Here is a 16,836-nt window from a genome sequence, read left to right as displayed (position 1 = left end):
AGCCATGCCCCTGTACAATGTTTCAACCCCGGGTGCGGTAGAGATGTCAAAAAGACAACCCTTGTCAAAACTCATTATGGATACCCACTGTGGTTTAACGAGTGCTCCTGAGAGTCTTGTAAATGTGCTCTTTAATCAAAATATTCCATTGCAAAAAGGTATTGCCATTCACGTACAAGCTAACGTCCGCAAAGGCAGGACATCAGACGTCAACGACCGACTTAGTCTGGAAATGCAGAATAATATTGCTGATTTTTTTGGGATCGATGTTTCCGGGGTATCAGTAACCCTGTTTGAAGTGCCAGCATCCTGGGTGATGGAAGGCGGTGAGTTGTTACCAGAACCCGGAGAAGAAGCTTCTTGTGAATGGCTTCAAAAAGATCTCAAAGAATGCGAAGAGAAGAAAAAGCATGCTACTTTGGAAACGATGACATAGGTACTTTGTATCTGGACAGTTGCTCTGTCGATAGCCCTTGTTCGAATGCAGCTTGAAACGTTCAAGGGCATGCTCCTTTCCTGTCGGGTTTAATAGCTCGCTGGAGAATGGAGTTTCGGGAGAGCCTGTAGTTCCCCCAAGAGAAATATAAAACAGTTACAGCAAAATAAGCCGGGAAAGAGTGGGGAGATTTTTACCGCTCATCTATTCTTCATGTACGGCTAAGTGACTGCTTTTGTCGTGTTAATAACATTCAAAAAACATTTTTTGCGGGTAGCTTGAGCAGTGATGAAACTACCTTTGGTGTTAAAATCCGAGCCTGGCCTTTATTCAGGTTTTGCTGCATCAATATTATTCTATTCGTTGTGCAACTGCTTTTTGACGACAGGATCTCCCAACTGGGTCAGTGCGGCTCTGTTTCTGATTTTGTTCGTTGTTATGCTCTGGTCTTCCTTCGGCGTGGTTCGCCATGCTGATGGTCTGGCTGAACAGTTGGGTGAGCCATACGGCACTCTGATATTGACCCTGTCAGTGATCAGTATCGAAGTCATTGTGATTTCAGCCGTGATGCTCACCGGAAGTCATAATCCAACGCTGGGTCGGGATGTGATGTTTTCTGTCCTGATGATTGTACTGAATGGATTGGTCGGGCTGTCGCTGCTTCTGGGAGGGGTCAGACATGTTGAGCAGACGTTTAATTTGCAGGGAGCCAACTCCTTTCTGGGAATTCTTGTTCCTCTCTCTGTGCTGGGTTTGATTCTGCCGAATTTTACAGAATCAACGTCCATAGGTACTTTCTCCCTTGAGCAAATAGTCTTTCTTGTTGTTATGAATGTTGTCCTCTACCTGGCTTTTCTGGGAATGCAGGCCATGAGACACCGGCACTATTTTGTGGGTGACAATGAGGGTTCTGATCACAGTGATGAAAAGAGGTTGTCTGTCCCGTCACATACCCTGCTTTTGCTCTGCTACATGGTTCCCATTGTTTTGCTGTCGAAGAAGCTGGCAGTGATTGTGGATTATGGGATTTCTGAACTGGGAGCACCCACAGACCTGGGCGGAATGATTGTGGCAATTCTGGTGCTGTCGCCGGAAGGGATGGCGGCGATCAAAGCAGCAAGAGCTAATAATCTTCAGCGCTCTATCAATATTTGTCTGGGGTCGGCTCTGGCCACTATAGGTATGACCATACCTGCCGTGCTACTGATCGGGGTTCTGACCTCCAAAATCATTGTTCTGGGTTTGAACAATGTCGATGCACTATTGCTGGTTCTGACGCTACTGGTTTCCATTGTGAACTTTTCCTCAGGTAAAAGTAACCTTTTCCAGGGAGTGACTCATCTGACACTGTTTTTCTGCTACATCATTCTGATTTTTGACTGATCCTGGTTCATAAGTACTCAACCATACGAAATCATATTTTCTGACTTATTGCTCAGGCACTCGCGGCAACTGCTCCTGCGTTGCTCTAGCTCCTGCATCCATGCAGTCGTGATGCGTTGCAATTCTGGTCACATAGCTTGCTATGTTTCCGTCGTTGCGCCTTGCAGAGCACCTGCCCAATAAGCCAGAAATATTTGATTCCCTACGGCTGAGTACTTAACTGCTTTTCTTTTCGATTCATTGGCTCTTGATCTCTCATAAGAAAACTGGTTCAGAAATGCCCTGAATTCAGGTGTTTTTTGGAAGAAAAATATTGTCTTTTTATAAATGTTGTGTTTGAATGCGAAAAATTTGCATTAGATTTGTTGAGGCAGCTGGCGTGCCCCCGAGACTCCTTATAAAAGTCGGATAAAAAAAGCGAGACGGTGATTCAATTTACCTCTCGCTTTTTTTGAGCGTGCTCTCTAAGGAAACAGGGTTATAACATTGCTGTCTTGCGTACTTCACCCATCAGGTTTTACCCTTGCTGACCTGATTGGGAACAGGTCGAACAGCCTTAAGCGTAGAAAATCATTTTGCCCATGAATAAGATGATTTTCATGAGGTGAATGTGGGAGGAATCATTGACTAAGTCAGCCGTACTGGCTCTGGAAGACGGAAGTCTTTTTCGGGGCATTGCCATTGGATCCGACGGAGAGACCAGTGGTGAGGTCGTTTTCAATACAGCCATGACTGGCTATCAGGAAATACTCACCGATCCTTCTTATTCTCGTCAAATTGTGACTCTCACCTACCCCCATATTGGTAATACCGGCATTACTCCCATAGACGAAGAGTCTACTGAAATTCATGCCGCTGGCCTTGTTATCCGTGATCTTCCTCTTCTCGCCAGCAACTGGCGGAACAGGATGCCTCTTGATGAGTACCTTCGTACTAATCAAATCGTAGCCATTGCTGATATTGATACCCGTCGCCTGACTCGTATCCTGCGAGAGAAGGGTGCCCAGAATGGTTGTATCCTGGTGGCCGATGAAAACGGTCATATTGATGAAGCGGCAGCTTTGGAAAAGGCTCGGGCATTCCCCGGCCTGAAAGGCATGGACCTTGCCAGAGAGGTGACAGTTTCGGAGTCTTATGAATGGAAAGAAGGTGTCTGGTCTCTGGAGTCCGATGATCACCAGACTGTTGATGAGCAGCCCTTCCACGTTGTGGCTTATGATTTTGGTGTCAAGCGCAACATACTCAGAATGCTGGCCCAGCGTGGTTGTCGTTTGACGGTTGTGCCCGCTGAAACTCCTGCACAAGAGGTTCTGGCCATGAACCCGGACGGTGTTTTCCTGTCCAACGGTCCTGGTGATCCGGAGCCCTGTGATTATGCCATCAAGGCCATTCAGGATATTCTGGCAACCCGTATCCCGGTCTTTGGTATCTGTCTGGGTCATCAGCTGCTGGGTTTGGCCAGTGGTGCTGCCACCATAAAGATGAAGTTTGGACACCACGGGGCCAACCATCCAGTGCAGGATCTGGATTCCGGTGTCGTAATGATTACCAGTCAGAATCACGGTTTTGCCGTGGCTGAAGAGAATCTGCCTGAAAATATCCGGGTCACTCACAAATCCCTGTTTGATAGCAGTCTTCAGGGTATTGAGCTGACAGACCGGCCCGCCTTCAGTTTCCAGGGACACCCTGAAGCCAGCCCGGGGCCGCATGATGTCGCAGTGCTGTTTGACCGGTTTATCACTATGCTGGAAAAGCACACAGCCGCTTCCAAATCCTGATCAGGTCGCTTGAAAGAGAGACATACAGTACAGACTCAACAGGCTTTCGTGAGCGAAGAACTCCGCAAGCCTGAGACAAGTTACGAGAGCAACGATGCCGAAACGTACAGATATTGAAAGCATCCTGATCCTGGGTGCGGGTCCTATCATCATTGGTCAGGCCTGTGAATTTGACTATTCCGGAGCCCAGGCCTGTAAAGCCCTCAAAGAAGAGGGTTATCGTGTCATTCTGGTGAACTCTAACCCGGCCACCATCATGACCGACCCCAGTATGGCAGACGCGACTTACATTGAACCCATTCGCTGGGAAACCGTCGCCAAGATCATTGAGAAAGAACGTCCGGATGCGGTACTGCCTACCATGGGCGGTCAGACCGCTCTGAACTGTGCCCTGGATCTGTTCCATAAGGGCGTTCTGGAAAAATATAATGTCCAGATGATCGGCGCCAGCCGTGATGCCATCGATAAGGCTGAAGATCGTGAAATGTTTGACAGGGCAATGAAGAACATTGGTCTGGAAACACCTCGTTCCGGCATTGCTCACACCATGGAAGAAGCTCAGGCTGTGCTGGATCAGGTGGGCTTCCCCTGTATTATCCGTCCTTCTTTCACTATGGGTGGATCCGGTGGTGGCATTGCTTATAACAAGGATGAATTTGAAGAGATCTGCAAGCGTGGTCTGGATTTGTCACCCACCAGTGAGCTATTGATCGATGAATCCCTGATTGGCTGGAAAGAGTATGAGATGGAAGTGGTCCGTGACCGTAATGACAACTGCATCATTGTCTGCTCTATCGAGAACTTTGACCCAATGGGCGTTCACACCGGCGACTCGATCACAGTCGCTCCTTCCCAGACGCTGACCGATAAAGAATATCAGATCATGCGTAATGCCTCTGTTGCTGTGCTGCGAGAGATTGGCGTTGAAACCGGTGGTTCCAATGTTCAGTTCGGTATTTGCCCGGACACCGGCCGTATGGTCGTAATCGAGATGAACCCCCGGGTATCCCGTTCTTCCGCTCTGGCTTCCAAAGCGACTGGCTTCCCCATTGCCAAAGTGGCCGCCAAGTTGGCCGTAGGGTATACCCTGGATGAACTGCGAAACGAAATTACCGGTGGTGTGGTCCCGGCTTCTTTCGAGCCTACCATCGATTACGTCGTTACCAAGATTCCCCGTTTTGCTTTTGAAAAATTCCCTCAGGCTGACGACCGCCTCACTACCCAGATGAAATCGGTGGGTGAGGTCATGGCTATTGGTCGTACTTTCCAGGAGTCCATGCAAAAAGCCCTTCGTGGTCTGGAAACCGGAGTTACTGGTTTCAATCCAATGCTGGATGTTTCTGATGAAGGTGCTATCGACAAGATCAAGGCAGAGCTGGTTGTTCCAAAAGCGGATCGACCTTACTACGTGGCAGATGCTTTTCGTGCCGGTATGACACGTGAGGAAGTCTTTAACAGCTGCATGATCGATCATTGGTTCCTTGTCCAGATTGAAGACATTGTTAAAGAAGAGCAAAACCTGGTTGGTAAAGATCTGTCTGCACTGGATGCCGACACTCTGTTCAGACTCAAGCGCAAGGGTTTCAGTGATGCACGTCTGGCTGAAGTGATGGCCGTCGCTGAAACAGAAGTGCGTAACCATCGTCGTCAGCTGAACATAAAGCCGGTATTCAAACGTGTGGACACCTGTGCGGCCGAGTTTGCCTCCACGACAGCTTACATGTACTCCACCTACGAGGAAGAGTGTGAAGCTGTGCCAACCGATAATGAAAAGATCATGGTTATCGGTGGTGGTCCAAACCGTATCGGTCAGGGTATCGAATTCGATTATTGCTGTGTGCATGCCGCCATGGCTGCCCGTGAAGACGGTTACGAAACCATCATGGTTAACTGTAACCCCGAAACGGTTTCTACAGACTATGACACTTCTGACCGACTGTACTTTGAGCCAGTTACTCTGGAAGACGTTCTCGCCATTATTGATGTTGAAAAGCCCAAGGGTGTGATTGTTCACTACGGTGGTCAGACTCCTCTTAAGCTGGCTCGTGCTCTGGAAGCTGAGGGTGTGCCAATTATCGGTACCAGTCCGGACGCAATTGACCGTGCCGAAGACCGTGAACGTTTCCAGGGCATGATCCAGAAGCTGGGTCTGCTGCAGCCTGCAAACGCTACCGTGCGCAGTGCTGAAGAAGCTGTAACTAAAGCCAAGGAAATTGGTTATCCGCTGGTTGTGCGTCCGTCTTACGTCCTGGGTGGTCGTGCCATGGAAATCGTGGCAGGCGAAGATGAACTTCAAAAGTACATGAAGGAAGCCGTTCAGGTTTCCAATGACAGTCCGGTACTGCTGGACCTGTTCCTGAGCCGTGCCGTAGAGGTGGATGTCGATGCAGTATGCGACGGCGAGCGTGTGGTCATTGGTGCCATCATGCAACACATTGAGCAGGCAGGTATTCACTCGGGTGATTCCGGTTGCTCTCTGCCTCCCTACAGTCTGAGTCCCCGTATCCAGAACAAGATCCGTGGGCAGGTGAAAGCCATGGCTATGGAACTGGGTGTTGTTGGTCTGATGAATGTTCAGATGGCGTTGCAGGACGGTGAACTCTATGTGATCGAGGTTAACCCTCGTGCATCCCGTACAGTGCCTTTTGTGTCCAAGTGCATTGGTCACTCCCTGGCCAAGATTGCCGCTCGTGTCATGATGGGCAAGACTCTGGAAGAGCTGGAGTTTACCAAAGAGATCGTGCCTCCATACTTCTGCGTGAAAGAAGCCATCTTCCCATTCAACAAGTTCCCGGGTGTGGACCCGATTCTTGGCCCTGAAATGAAGTCTACTGGAGAAGTGATGGGTGTTGGTGCTTCTTTCCCTGAAGCCTATTACAAGGCTCAGCTGGCTGAAAATATGGCACTGCCGGAAGGTGGCCGTGTCATCATCAGTGTCCGTGATCAGGACAAGCCCATGGTGCCTGGTATCGCCCGTCTGTTAATGGATACCGGTTTTGAACTGGTGGCTACCAGTGGTACTGCCCAGGTGATCGAAGATGCCGGTCTGCCCGTGACCCGGGTCAAAAAGGTGATGGAAGGTCGACCAAATATGGTGGACAGCATCGTCAATGGTGATATAGCCTTTGTGGTCAATACTACCGAAGGTCGTCAGGCCATTGCAGACTCCTATAAAATTCGCCGATCTTCCCTGACCAATAAGGTTCTCTACACCACTACCATGGCAGGTGCGGAAGCCATTGCCCGGGCCATTGCTTTTGGTTCGGAGAAAACAGTCAGAAGACTTCAGGATTTACACGAAGGTAAGACTGGATGAATCGATATCCAATGACAGTGGAGGGCGAAAAAGCTCTCCGAGAAGAGTTGGCTCAACTGAAAACCGTGGAAAGACCACGCATTTCCCAGGCAATTGCCGAGGCCCGGGAATTGGGGGACTTGAAAGAGAACGCTGAATATCACGCAGCCCGTGAACAGCAGAGTTTTACTGAGGGTCGTATTAACGATATTGAGGGCAAGTTATCCAACGCTCAGGTTATCGATATTACTACGATCAAGAAAACCGGTAAGGTTGTCTTTGGTACTACGGTTGTACTGGTTAATCTGGATACGGACGATGAAGTTGAGTACAAGATCGTGGGTGATGATGAAGCAGAGATCAAGGATAACAAGATTTCTGTAAACTCACCGATTGCCCGTGCCCTGGTTGGTAAAGAAGAAGGTGACGTGGTGGTTGTGAATACACCATCTGGCAATGTTGAATATGAGATCGATGAGGTTAAGCACATCTGAAGATCTCGATTCTCTGCATGGGTCAAGGCCTGTGCAGAGAAGCTGGTTTCCCCCTCTGCGCTCCCTGAAGCTCTCATCCTCTGTGTATAAGTACCTGGCCAGTGGGTTTTCATAGCTATGTCAGCATAACTGACATGCCTGTTAGTGACCTTTCCTGCCATTGATTGCATTCTTGTGTCCAGAAAAACAATACAACAAGGATTCATGGAGGGAGTGTTATGATGAATTTTCTGGAAACAGGCTCAGTGCCATTCAGTAAGAAAACGATTGCCGTAAAATTGGAGCAATTTGGAAGCGCTGTCTCCAAGCTTGGACGCCATACGGTCGGTAAGCTCAAAAACGCTTATGGCCATATGAAGAGCGGCGACTTTTCGCACACCCACTACTCTGAGCAAAGCTCAATCAGCTCAGACGGCACCATACAGGTTTCAGAGCGTGCTATTGCCAGACCGCCTTCAGAAAGAGGTGTTATCAGGCCGGTTTCAAAACCTGCCCAGTCGGGCAGTGACAATGGCAACGATCTGGCAACCAGACTTGAGAGTCTCAAAAGTGACTGCTCTCGGGCACATTCCGGGCAGGATCTGGTGGCTATGAAGCAGAAAACCACAGATCTGCTAAACGATGCCAGAAAAAAGCTTCAGGATCATCCAGAGGCGGGCAAAATTCTTGAGAAACTGAACACAGCGGCCAATCTGCTTGATGCGTCATCTGCAGCTGATAACCATGTCCACGAGGCTGCCAACAGTCTTCAGAAGGTGTTGCTGGACATTAAATTTGATGAATTGGGCCAGCTACGCAATCGACATCAGCAGATGATCCAAATAGAAAAAGATGTTGCTGATGTGTGCAGGATGATGCATACACTGCAAGATCTGGTTCATAAACAGGGTGAGGAAGTGAGCCGGATTGAAGATAATATCACTCGAAGCAGTGAGAATGTCAAAGATGCCGGGGATTCTCTGGATTCAGCGCAAAAGTCCGCTAAAAAAGCTCGTAAACTGAAGATTGTTTTAGGTATTGTGCTTGCCGTTGTCGGCATCACCCTTCTGGCCTGCTTGCTCTGATTGACACTCAGAACTTGAAGGTGTGAGATGATCAGCTGCTCACACCTTCAAATTCTCCAGTTTCATAACGGTAAGAGTATCGAATATTTGACTAATAAGTCTTCTCTCATTTCTCTGAATAGCTCTTGTGGAACCTTATCCTTGAGCGGGCTCAAAAGCTTTTATTGCTTCAATAGTTCAAAGCACCTTCAGGACACTGCTGCTGCCACGAATAACATCAACGAAATCAGGCTTTTCCTTTGACTGATATTGCAACATTCTTTCTTCGACTTCCGATAAATAATCAGAAGTCAGAGTTATGTCTATACTGTTGGCTTTGAATTCGGTGTATTTGTAAAGTGAAGACAGTCAGAAGCGTACTTTTTTATTTTTAAAATAATCCGATACCTCATGTCAGCTTTGCTATCTTGTAGCTGAAAATTCAAAATTTTTGGAAACTTGGATTATGAGAAAAATAGCTGCCTTGATATTTTCATTACTTTGTGTTGAATCTGCCCTTTCTGATGAAATTTCAGTTCACTGGTTATACAGTTGGATGCCTTTTACATATACGGTACCAGAAGGAAGTGTTGGTATTTTTTTCAGAGGTGGATTTTATAAGGAGGTTTATGAGCCGGGAATACACAGATTATTCACATGGCCTGTTACCAAAGGAATGCGAATAAATGTAAGACCACAGATAGATATTATTGAGGATATAGCATGTGGTACTATGGACGGTCTCACAATCCATTTTCCTAGAATTGCCGTTTATAATCAGCTCCATAAAGAAGAGGTATTAAATATTGTCTCAAATTTTGGAGAAGATTATGATCATTACTTAATAACAGAACCTACAATTCAGGCTGTAACAGAGCTGTGTACGACTATGACAGCACAGGAAATATATATTGATAAGTTTCCTACTATAAACGATTTTTTGTTACAACATCTGGTTGAAGAGCAAGCAAAAAGTAATTCTAAATTAAAAATAAATAAAGTAGTTGTTTCTAAGCCCGTTCTTCCGGGAAACATAAGAAAAAACTACGAAGTTATTGTGGAAGAGAAAAGCAAGCTTGTAGCTGTTTCACAAATTCAAGCCAGGAAATTAAAGGAAGCTGAAACCGAACAATTGGGACGGTCAAAAAAGGCTCAAACAGATAAAATGGTAGCTGAAATAGAGAATGAAAAAAAACTTGCTGAAGAAAAAAATAAAATGGAATTAGAGAAGATTCGAGTGGCTGTTAGAATTCATCAGTTACGTGAAGACGCTGAAGCAGAAGCGCTTATACTCAGGCAAAAGGGTGAAGCTGAAGCCTATGTAATACAAGTTAGTGGTGAAGCTCGTGCCAATGCTACGCTGCAAGAAGCAATAGCCAATGAAAGGCTCATTACACCTTTATATGTTGATCTAAAACAGGCAGAGGCATTTTGGAGAAATAACAACTCTAAACTGATATATTTTGGCGAAAATATTCCTAAAACTGTATATCCAAGCTTTATCGACTCAGAAGAAGTAAGAAAGTTTGCAAATTAACGCAAGTATCTTTTAGAGTCAGCTAACGCTGGCAGACGGGGTGGAGAGCGAAATGAGCTACCCATTTACTAACTTCGAAGCCCTGTCAGCTTGGACAAGGTTGATTGATACACAGAACTTGCAGATATCCTTTTCTTTGCTCTTTTCTGGTTATGGATTTTGCCAATTTAAGCCTTACTGGCAACATCAATGCTTATGCAACTTTTAAATGCTGTAGAGCTGCAGGGAATATGATCATGAAAATCGGTAAAGCTGCAGAACTGATGATTTTCCAAGTAGTAGAGTATTGAATATGAAAAAACATTACTTCTTTTTTTTTGCTCTATGTTTTTGTCATGTCGCACTTTCAAATGAACGGTTTATAAACCCCAAGCTTGTATATAAATCTGGTTGGCTTGAATTCAATATTCCTGAATGGATCAATTTTCTTGATTATGAAGGTGGAAAAAAAGTTCAAACGAGTGAGGGGCGCACATTTTATATTGCAAACAAAGATGGCTGGCAGTCTAATTTTGGCCGAATGGTTAAAGTTTTCTTAAGAAATGAAATTGAATTGAACAAAGGGTTGCTTTATTTAACTGGTTCTGAAATGAGTGCAGGTGTTTTTGAAAATTTTAAAGACTGGATACAAGGTAAGAATGCTATTTGTACATGCAGTAACCCAGCTTGCGAAGCGGGATTTACAACAACAGTTCCGGATAGAACCTACCGTTCGACTATTAAAGTAAACAATGAAATGACTTACTCAATAACATTTATTATCGAAAATAATGCACTTACCCTGACAGTTGTGGATGATACGGCGCCTTCAAATAGTGTGAAAATAATATACGAATGCGCAGTCAATTCAAGCAGTTAACCTATTGAGTCAGTTTATGGGGACAGGTGATGCCGGATTCATTGTCAGGTGGCATGTATCTTGAGGTAGTTCACAAGGATTCTATTATCTTATTGATATATTAAACAAGGGAACTTTTTACAAGAGTTTTGGTCAAAGGATGTATGATCAAAGAAATTGAAAGGATGCTAATCCATGAAAAATAAAGCTTACTTATTATTATTTCTTTCTCTGGCGTTCTCACGTTATTCATACCCGTGTCTTGTAAGTGATAATTACAAAGGCTACAGGTCAGAGGCCATTTGTACTGAGGAACCTCTGTCTATCGAAGAAAAAGCTAAAAAGATTCTGGCTAATATCGAAAAACGTCCATTGAAACAGAAGAAAATAAACGCCTCCATAAAATCAGCTTACTTAGAGATCAGATCTTTGACCAATAGGCTAAGTAATGGCAAATCTACAGAAAGGTTATTTTTAGTTGTACGCGATCAAAATAGAACGTTTTCAAAGGATATAACTGAGTATTCACTCGTACTCTTTAATGATGGGATGGTCCTGTTCCCGAATGCATATGATCTTATGCATGTAATGGAAGATTCAGGATTTTCAATTTCATATATTAATAAAAATAAAGATAAATTAAAGAATAAGCATTTGACAATGGCTTTTCCAGAAGTCCTTTCAGATCTTGGCATTCCTATGGATCAAATTTTTATAAAAGATGGATTTTCAAAGTATATATCGAGAATTAAAGTAATGATTGACGCTTCTAAAAAAGAAGCATCGCTTTCTGGAATGTTGCATAGGAATACGCCTCATGTTATTGCTTTATTGCGATGTCATTTTCCTGATATCAAACAACTACATTTGGATATAATACCCGGTACTAATAACGCGGTTTTTGTGTACGAAGCAGCTTTACTTGTACGTTATTTCTCTTTAGACACATACATAGGAAAAGACAGTCAGGTTTATTCTGGGGGTGTTATATTGTTTTTCTCAGGTGCGAAGAAATTTTTTCACAGTGGAGCAATATTAAAAGATCACGGTTGGCAGGCAAAAATTATTGAACAGGGTCAACCTGGGAGTGAATTTAGTGACCAACAATTAATGCTCAACGATTTAAGAGAAACTCTTGGTTACCCTGTTTTGCTTAAGGAATTGACAAAAAGTTTAACACCTGACGTCTTTCATCGATTTACACCTGATGAGTTATCATCTATGGGGGCTGTTCTCGTTAATGATGAGCTTTGAGGCATAAACCTTCAAATCGCCGGTTGACGAAATGTAATGATTTTCTCAGGATAAATAGACATAGGTTTACTAGCTAAGTTAACCATCTCGTGTTCTACTTTAGGTCGGTCATTGCTACACACATAATCAAAGATATATGATCAAAATTAAAAGGATGTTTACCTATGAAAAATAAAACTTACTTATTATTAATTCTTTCTCTGGCGTTCTCAAGTTATTCATACCCGTGTCTTGTAAGTGATAACTACAAAGGCTACAGGTCAGAGGCCATTTGTACTAAGGAACCTCTGTCTATCGAAGAAAAAGCTAAAAAGATTCTGTCCAATATCGAAAAACGCCCATTGAAAGAGAAGAAAATAAACGCCTCTATAAAATCATCTTTCTTAGAGATTAGATCTTTGTCCAAAAGGCTAAGTAATGGCAAATCTACAGAAAGATTATTTGTAGTCGTGCGTGATCAAAATAGAACGTTTTCAAAAGATATAACTGAGTATTCAGCTGTAGTCTTTAATGATGGATTGATCGTGTTCCCAGATGTTTATGATCTTATTCTTGTAATGAAAGATTCAGGATTTTCAAGCTCATATATTAATAAGCTCGAAGATAAATTAAAGAATAAGCATTTGGCAATGGCTTTTCCAGAAGTCCTTTCAGAACTTGGCATTCCTATGGATCAAGTTTTTATAAAAAATAGATTTTCAAAGTATTTATCGAGAATTAGAGTAAAGGTAGATGCTTCTGAAAAAGTAGCATCGCTTTCTGGAAAACTGCATAAGAATACACCTCATCTTATTGCCTTATTGCGACAATATTTTCCTGTTATCGAACAATTGTATTTAGATAAAATACCCGGAACTAACGACGCAGTTTTTGTGTTCGAGGCAGCTTTACTTGTTCGATATTTCTCTTTAGATACATACATAGGAAAAGACAGTCTCGTTTATTCTGGCGGGGTAATATTGTTTTTGTCAGGTGCAAACAAATTTTTTCACAGTGGAGCAATATTAGAAGATCACGGTTGGCAGGCAGATACTATTGAACAGGGCCAACCAGGAAGTGAATTTAGTGACCAGCAATTAATGTTCAACGATTTAAGAGAAACTCTTGGTTACCCCGTTTTGCTAAAGGAATTGACAAAAAATTTAACACCTAAAGACTTTCATCGATTCACACCTGATGAGTTATCATCTATGGGGGCTGTTCTCGTTGATGATAAGCTTTGAAGCATAAACCTTTAAAGCGCTAGTTGCCGAACGTAATGATTTTCTCGAGATAAAATGGACATGTAGCAAAGTTGTCCATCTCGTGTTCTACTGGAGGCCTGTCATTTAAGATCAAAACTATTAACTCTCTGCGGCTCTGATTATCTGCATAAATTTTATTCTGTCTTGATCATTATAAACAGTATTTTCACTCAAGCTGCGATCAATATCACTGGATCGGGAAGATAGAATTATAGATTCCTCCTTAGTAATGTGTGCCAAAATCAACCTTAAAAAGTCTATGGCTGTCTCAGCATTTATCAATCTGACTTTGGTTAAATGTTCACAAGCAGAGATTGTATCTTTTACATCTGATCTGGATTGACGAGCATAGCGTGCAATTTTACGAAAAGTCTTGGATTTATTTAATTGATACAAACGCTCAAATAATTCGTTTCTTGTGCAAGTCCCGGTGTGATCTTGGCTTGAAATGAGAGATGAATAAGCACAAATTGCATCTTCAGCCAGTGGAATAGCTCTAATGTATCTAGTGTTTTCCACGCCTTGAACTAAACCATTGAAAGGGTTCATCGAATAGAAGTTACCAAAGTATTCAATTACATTAGATATGTTAAAATAAGAGACTTCTAGATTTTCCTCTACCAGTATTTTAATTAGACTATCCATGTCATCTTTTGAGAAATAGTTTGCCTCTATGGCTTGTATACGGCATTCACTTAAAGCTGATTTGAATTCCTCTAATCTGCTTTGCGATGAGAGACAGTGTAGCTCTCCCATTGCTTCTTTATACATTGCCGCTGATTCTAAAATTTCTGATTCTACTTCGTCTGCTATACATCCTGATTTCTTTAAAAGCTCTAAAGATGACTGGACTAACTCATCAAAAATTTCGGGATTGATTAAAGTTAAGAAGGTCAATTTTTCCAATATTTTTTCAATGAATTTTAAAAGAACAGGGTCGCAGTCAACTTGTATGATCAATTTTGATATTCTTGAAAGCTCTGGTATACAAGATAGTAAACCTGACTCACCCGTTACAATGGATACTCTTCTTTCATTTACTGGGGGTGAGTTACGAATCCCAGCAATAGTTGATGCTAACGAAACATGTTCGCATGCATAAACTGATGAAATTTCATTTGTAAACCAGAAATGACTTTTCAGGGAATGATTTTCTAATTTTGAAATTGGAAATCGGTTTGCAAGTCTGTCAGCAACTCTGGAAACATTAAACCCAGCAAACTTACAAGGAGGCCTGGTTTCAGGCTCCAGATTATAACTTGCTTGTACGTTCTCTGTTGATAATGATAAAGACGAAATATGGTTCATTTTATTAACATCCCTGTTATCCATTTATCACTTAGACAATTTTTTTATTCTTTAGTTCAAAGTTGTAAGCGTTATCTTGTGTCTAAGACTTGCAGCAAAGGAGGCGAATACAATGAACTATCATCTTCCCCGATAAAATAGACCCCGAAAAAATCGACATAGGTCTATAGCTAAGTTGTCAGCTCGTATTCTACCGGCGATCGCTTATTGAAGCTTGAATGACATTGAACTCGATTATAAAAATGCTGTCTGTATCCCGCTATAGCATCTCAAAGATGCTGGATTATCCGTAACGTCTTTACGAACACGAGCTTCACCTTCAAGGTTTCGAAGAAGAGGACCATTTCAGCGTTTCTGACGAGCTTTAGGAATATGGCTCTCGTTTCAGTTGGATTTAATGCCGGAATTTTTTTTTAGATGCTAAACTTCCTGATTTGTATATGAATAGCTGCCAATGAAAACTTTTCTACTTATTACACTTTTGCTGTGCCCATTAATCGCAAGCTCTGTCTATGAAGAGAAACCAGAGTCTTCAGTAAGGATCATAAGCAGACAGATAATGATTGGTGTGATCTGTGGTACCATTGAATTTACTTTTTCAACTTGTATTGTAGTCCCGATAGCTTCTATATTCCTTCCTGAAGGTCAAAGGATATGCGATGATTGTGCAACCAGTCGGCCTGTTTTTATCAGGGGTTTAGCGCTTGTTGTTGGGTCAGCCATGGAAGAAGTCTTTTTTCGCTTTTATTTGCAGCCAATGCTGAATTATGTCCTGTGCCGAAGATTGTGCCGTCCCCGATCATTCATTGATACTTTATTTGTCAGCCAACGTTGTATTGCCAGTGATCTCTCTTTATGTTTTAGCAACATTTTTTTTGGATTTTGTCATTTATTAGGTCCAAACTGGTCAACTGTCCAAGCTTTTAGTGCTACAGTAGCAGGTTTTTACTTTTCATATATATATAACCATCATGGTCCAATCGCTGTAATCACCTGTCATGCCACACACAATCTTATCTGGCTTGCTCTGAGACCCTACCTTAAAAGATAAAAGGCAACTGACGCTTGTGAAAGCAAGATAGTTAAGTACTCAACCATACGAAATGATATTTTCTGACTTATTGTTCAGGCACTCGCGGCAACTGCTCCTGCGTTGCTCTAGCTCCTGCATCCATGCAGTCGTGATGCGTTGTAACTCTGGTCACATAGCTTTCTATGTTCCCGTCGTTGCGCCTTGTAGAGCACCTGTCCAATAAGCCAGAAATATTCGATTCTGTATGGCTGAGTACTTACTATCGTAAATGCCATGTAGAATGTGTTAAAAACACAACTAAAAAAAGCATAGTCGTTGAAGCCTTTGATGTTGATGAGGCAGTTGAAGCCGGTGGGCATTCTAAAGAAATCCACTCGATTTGGGGTTGAAATTGAGCTGCATCTTCAGAGTTTTGGAAGTGGCTTGTTGCATTTTGTATGAAATCAACATTATGCATCATAGTTTCATAAATGTTACCACAGTTATTGCAAAACAAACTTTGAATTGCTACGCCTAAAACATGGTAAGAATTATTTTCCCAATAGAATAATGGCGAGCCTGAATCGCCTCTTTCAGAGTAGCCATCATAGGATAAATAGTATTTATAAGGACCATTAGGCTCAGCACATTCTTGATTTGTTTCCCATGTTAAATTAGCTTCTCTCAGAGAAGTTCGCATTGCATATCCTGAACCAATGAGACTCTGAAAACTGTATAGCTCTTTACATGTATAGGGTTGAAAGTCAATAGCAGGGGTTGATGATAGTATTAGTTTTTCTTCAACAGGAGTTGATAATTCAAGAACAGCGATGTCATTAAATATATTTTTATTGTGATTATATAAAGGGGATAATGCGATTCTATTTATCTGTATGAAGAATGGGTTTTGATAATTAAGAAAGTGTATAGATAAGCATCTCCTTTTCTCAATATTATCAACTACGTGTGCCGCTGTTAATACATATCGGTTGTTGATTAAAAATCCGCTGGACTGACGACCCCTTTGATTGATTGTCTGGATTATCCAAGGGTATTTATTAATTGGTACTTTAATACTTGTATGAGAGTAGCTTTTTACAATTCCCTGAGCCTGTAAAATTGATGAAAGAGCTACAAGGACAAAAATTTTACACGCTGCTTTCATGAAAAATCAATCCATCAACTTGCAAAATTTCAAGATTAGCTGTTTTCCC

13 protein-coding genes are annotated in these 16,836 nt (G+C 42.6%); 11 read left to right on the top strand and 2 right to left on the bottom strand.

The window, feature by feature from the left end:
• The first annotated feature begins 4 nt into the window (after positions 1–4).
• The 10 genes from ACOJUN_RS03450 (at position 5) to ACOJUN_RS03405 (ending at position 13,281) form a co-directional block, all read left to right on the top strand.
• Positions 5–436: a hypothetical protein gene (locus ACOJUN_RS03450; RefSeq protein ID WP_422135273.1), complete on the top strand. Its 432-nt coding sequence runs from the start codon at positions 5–7 to the stop codon at positions 434–436.
• Between the two features lie 378 nt (positions 437–814).
• On the top strand, positions 815–1,819 hold the full coding sequence (locus tag ACOJUN_RS03445; protein WP_422135272.1) for a calcium:proton antiporter: 1,005 nt from the start codon (positions 815–817) through the stop codon (positions 1,817–1,819).
• Between the two features lie 623 nt (positions 1,820–2,442).
• Positions 2,443–3,597, top strand: coding sequence for a glutamine-hydrolyzing carbamoyl-phosphate synthase small subunit (gene carA / locus ACOJUN_RS03440; RefSeq protein WP_422135271.1), 1,155 nt, complete (start codon positions 2,443–2,445; stop codon positions 3,595–3,597).
• Positions 3,598–3,691: 94 nt separating this feature from the next.
• Complete coding sequence (gene carB, locus ACOJUN_RS03435; protein WP_422135270.1) at positions 3,692–6,913, top strand: carbamoyl-phosphate synthase large subunit; 3,222 nt, start codon at positions 3,692–3,694, stop codon at positions 6,911–6,913.
• The gene (greA, locus tag ACOJUN_RS03430) at positions 6,910–7,386 is read left to right on the top strand and encodes a transcription elongation factor GreA (RefSeq protein ID WP_422135269.1); all 477 of its coding nucleotides are present in this window, start codon (positions 6,910–6,912) and stop codon (positions 7,384–7,386) included. The genes carB and greA overlap by 4 nt, the downstream gene beginning before the upstream one ends.
• Before the next feature lie 218 nt (positions 7,387–7,604).
• The gene (locus ACOJUN_RS03425) at positions 7,605–8,450 is read left to right on the top strand and encodes a hypothetical protein (protein WP_422135268.1); all 846 of its coding nucleotides are present in this window, start codon (positions 7,605–7,607) and stop codon (positions 8,448–8,450) included.
• Between the two features lie 445 nt (positions 8,451–8,895).
• Positions 8,896–9,966: an SPFH domain-containing protein gene (locus ACOJUN_RS03420; RefSeq protein ID WP_422135267.1), complete on the top strand. Its 1,071-nt coding sequence runs from the start codon at positions 8,896–8,898 to the stop codon at positions 9,964–9,966.
• A 292-nt stretch (positions 9,967–10,258) separates the two neighbouring features.
• The gene (locus ACOJUN_RS03415) at positions 10,259–10,825 is read left to right on the top strand and encodes a hypothetical protein (protein ID WP_422135266.1); all 567 of its coding nucleotides are present in this window, start codon (positions 10,259–10,261) and stop codon (positions 10,823–10,825) included.
• A gap of 174 nt (positions 10,826–10,999) precedes the next feature.
• Positions 11,000–12,058, top strand: a complete 1,059-nt coding sequence (locus ACOJUN_RS03410; RefSeq protein WP_422135265.1) for a hypothetical protein — start codon at positions 11,000–11,002, stop codon at positions 12,056–12,058.
• 164 nt (positions 12,059–12,222) lie between these two features.
• The gene (locus tag ACOJUN_RS03405; protein WP_422135264.1) at positions 12,223–13,281 is read left to right on the top strand and encodes a hypothetical protein; all 1,059 of its coding nucleotides are present in this window, start codon (positions 12,223–12,225) and stop codon (positions 13,279–13,281) included.
• 120 nt (positions 13,282–13,401) lie between these two features.
• On the opposite strand, the gene ACOJUN_RS03400 is transcribed toward ACOJUN_RS03405, so the two are convergent.
• Positions 13,402–14,634 (bottom strand): hypothetical protein, encoded by a 1,233-nt coding sequence (locus tag ACOJUN_RS03400; RefSeq protein ID WP_422135263.1) that lies wholly within the window; start codon positions 14,632–14,634, stop codon positions 13,402–13,404.
• Between the two features lie 430 nt (positions 14,635–15,064).
• Between ACOJUN_RS03400 and ACOJUN_RS03395 the strand changes: the two genes are divergently transcribed.
• A complete protein-coding gene (locus ACOJUN_RS03395) occupies positions 15,065–15,661 on the top strand; it encodes a CPBP family intramembrane glutamic endopeptidase (protein ID WP_422135262.1) in 597 nt (198 codons plus the stop codon).
• A 241-nt stretch (positions 15,662–15,902) separates the two neighbouring features.
• Here the strand turns inward: ACOJUN_RS03395 and ACOJUN_RS03390 are convergent, their stop codons facing one another.
• Positions 15,903–16,787, bottom strand: coding sequence for a trypsin-like serine protease (locus ACOJUN_RS03390; RefSeq protein ID WP_422135261.1), 885 nt, complete (start codon positions 16,785–16,787; stop codon positions 15,903–15,905).
• Positions 16,788–16,836 lie beyond the last annotated feature (49 nt).

Source organism: Endozoicomonas sp. ALD040, from assembly GCF_049275945.1.
In the GTDB taxonomy this organism is placed as follows: Bacteria; Pseudomonadota; Gammaproteobacteria; order Pseudomonadales; family Endozoicomonadaceae; genus Endozoicomonas_A.
Note: the sequence above shows the minus strand (reverse complement) of the source record. Positions and strands in the feature narration are given on the sequence as shown.

What these genes read in the sequence shown, in the direction of transcription:
- ACOJUN_RS03390 (WP_422135261.1), bottom strand. Translation starts at nt 16,787, where the DNA reads ATGAAAGCAGCGTGTAAAATTTTTGTCCTTGTAGCTCTTTCATCAATT.
- ACOJUN_RS03410 (WP_422135265.1), top strand. Translation starts at nt 11,000, where the DNA reads ATGAAAAATAAAGCTTACTTATTATTATTTCTTTCTCTGGCGTTCTCA.
- ACOJUN_RS03415 (WP_422135266.1), top strand. Translation starts at nt 10,259, where the DNA reads ATGAAAAAACATTACTTCTTTTTTTTTGCTCTATGTTTTTGTCATGTC.
- greA (WP_422135269.1), top strand. Translation starts at nt 6,910, where the DNA reads ATGAATCGATATCCAATGACAGTGGAGGGCGAAAAAGCTCTCCGAGAA.
- ACOJUN_RS03420 (WP_422135267.1), top strand. Translation starts at nt 8,896, where the DNA reads ATGAGAAAAATAGCTGCCTTGATATTTTCATTACTTTGTGTTGAATCT.
- ACOJUN_RS03425 (WP_422135268.1), top strand. Translation starts at nt 7,605, where the DNA reads ATGATGAATTTTCTGGAAACAGGCTCAGTGCCATTCAGTAAGAAAACG.
- ACOJUN_RS03450 (WP_422135273.1), top strand. Translation starts at nt 5, where the DNA reads ATGCCCCTGTACAATGTTTCAACCCCGGGTGCGGTAGAGATGTCAAAA.
- ACOJUN_RS03400 (WP_422135263.1), bottom strand. Translation starts at nt 14,634, where the DNA reads ATGGATAACAGGGATGTTAATAAAATGAACCATATTTCGTCTTTATCA.
- carB (WP_422135270.1), top strand. Translation starts at nt 3,692, where the DNA reads ATGCCGAAACGTACAGATATTGAAAGCATCCTGATCCTGGGTGCGGGT.
- ACOJUN_RS03395 (WP_422135262.1), top strand. Translation starts at nt 15,065, where the DNA reads ATGAAAACTTTTCTACTTATTACACTTTTGCTGTGCCCATTAATCGCA.
- ACOJUN_RS03405 (WP_422135264.1), top strand. Translation starts at nt 12,223, where the DNA reads ATGAAAAATAAAACTTACTTATTATTAATTCTTTCTCTGGCGTTCTCA.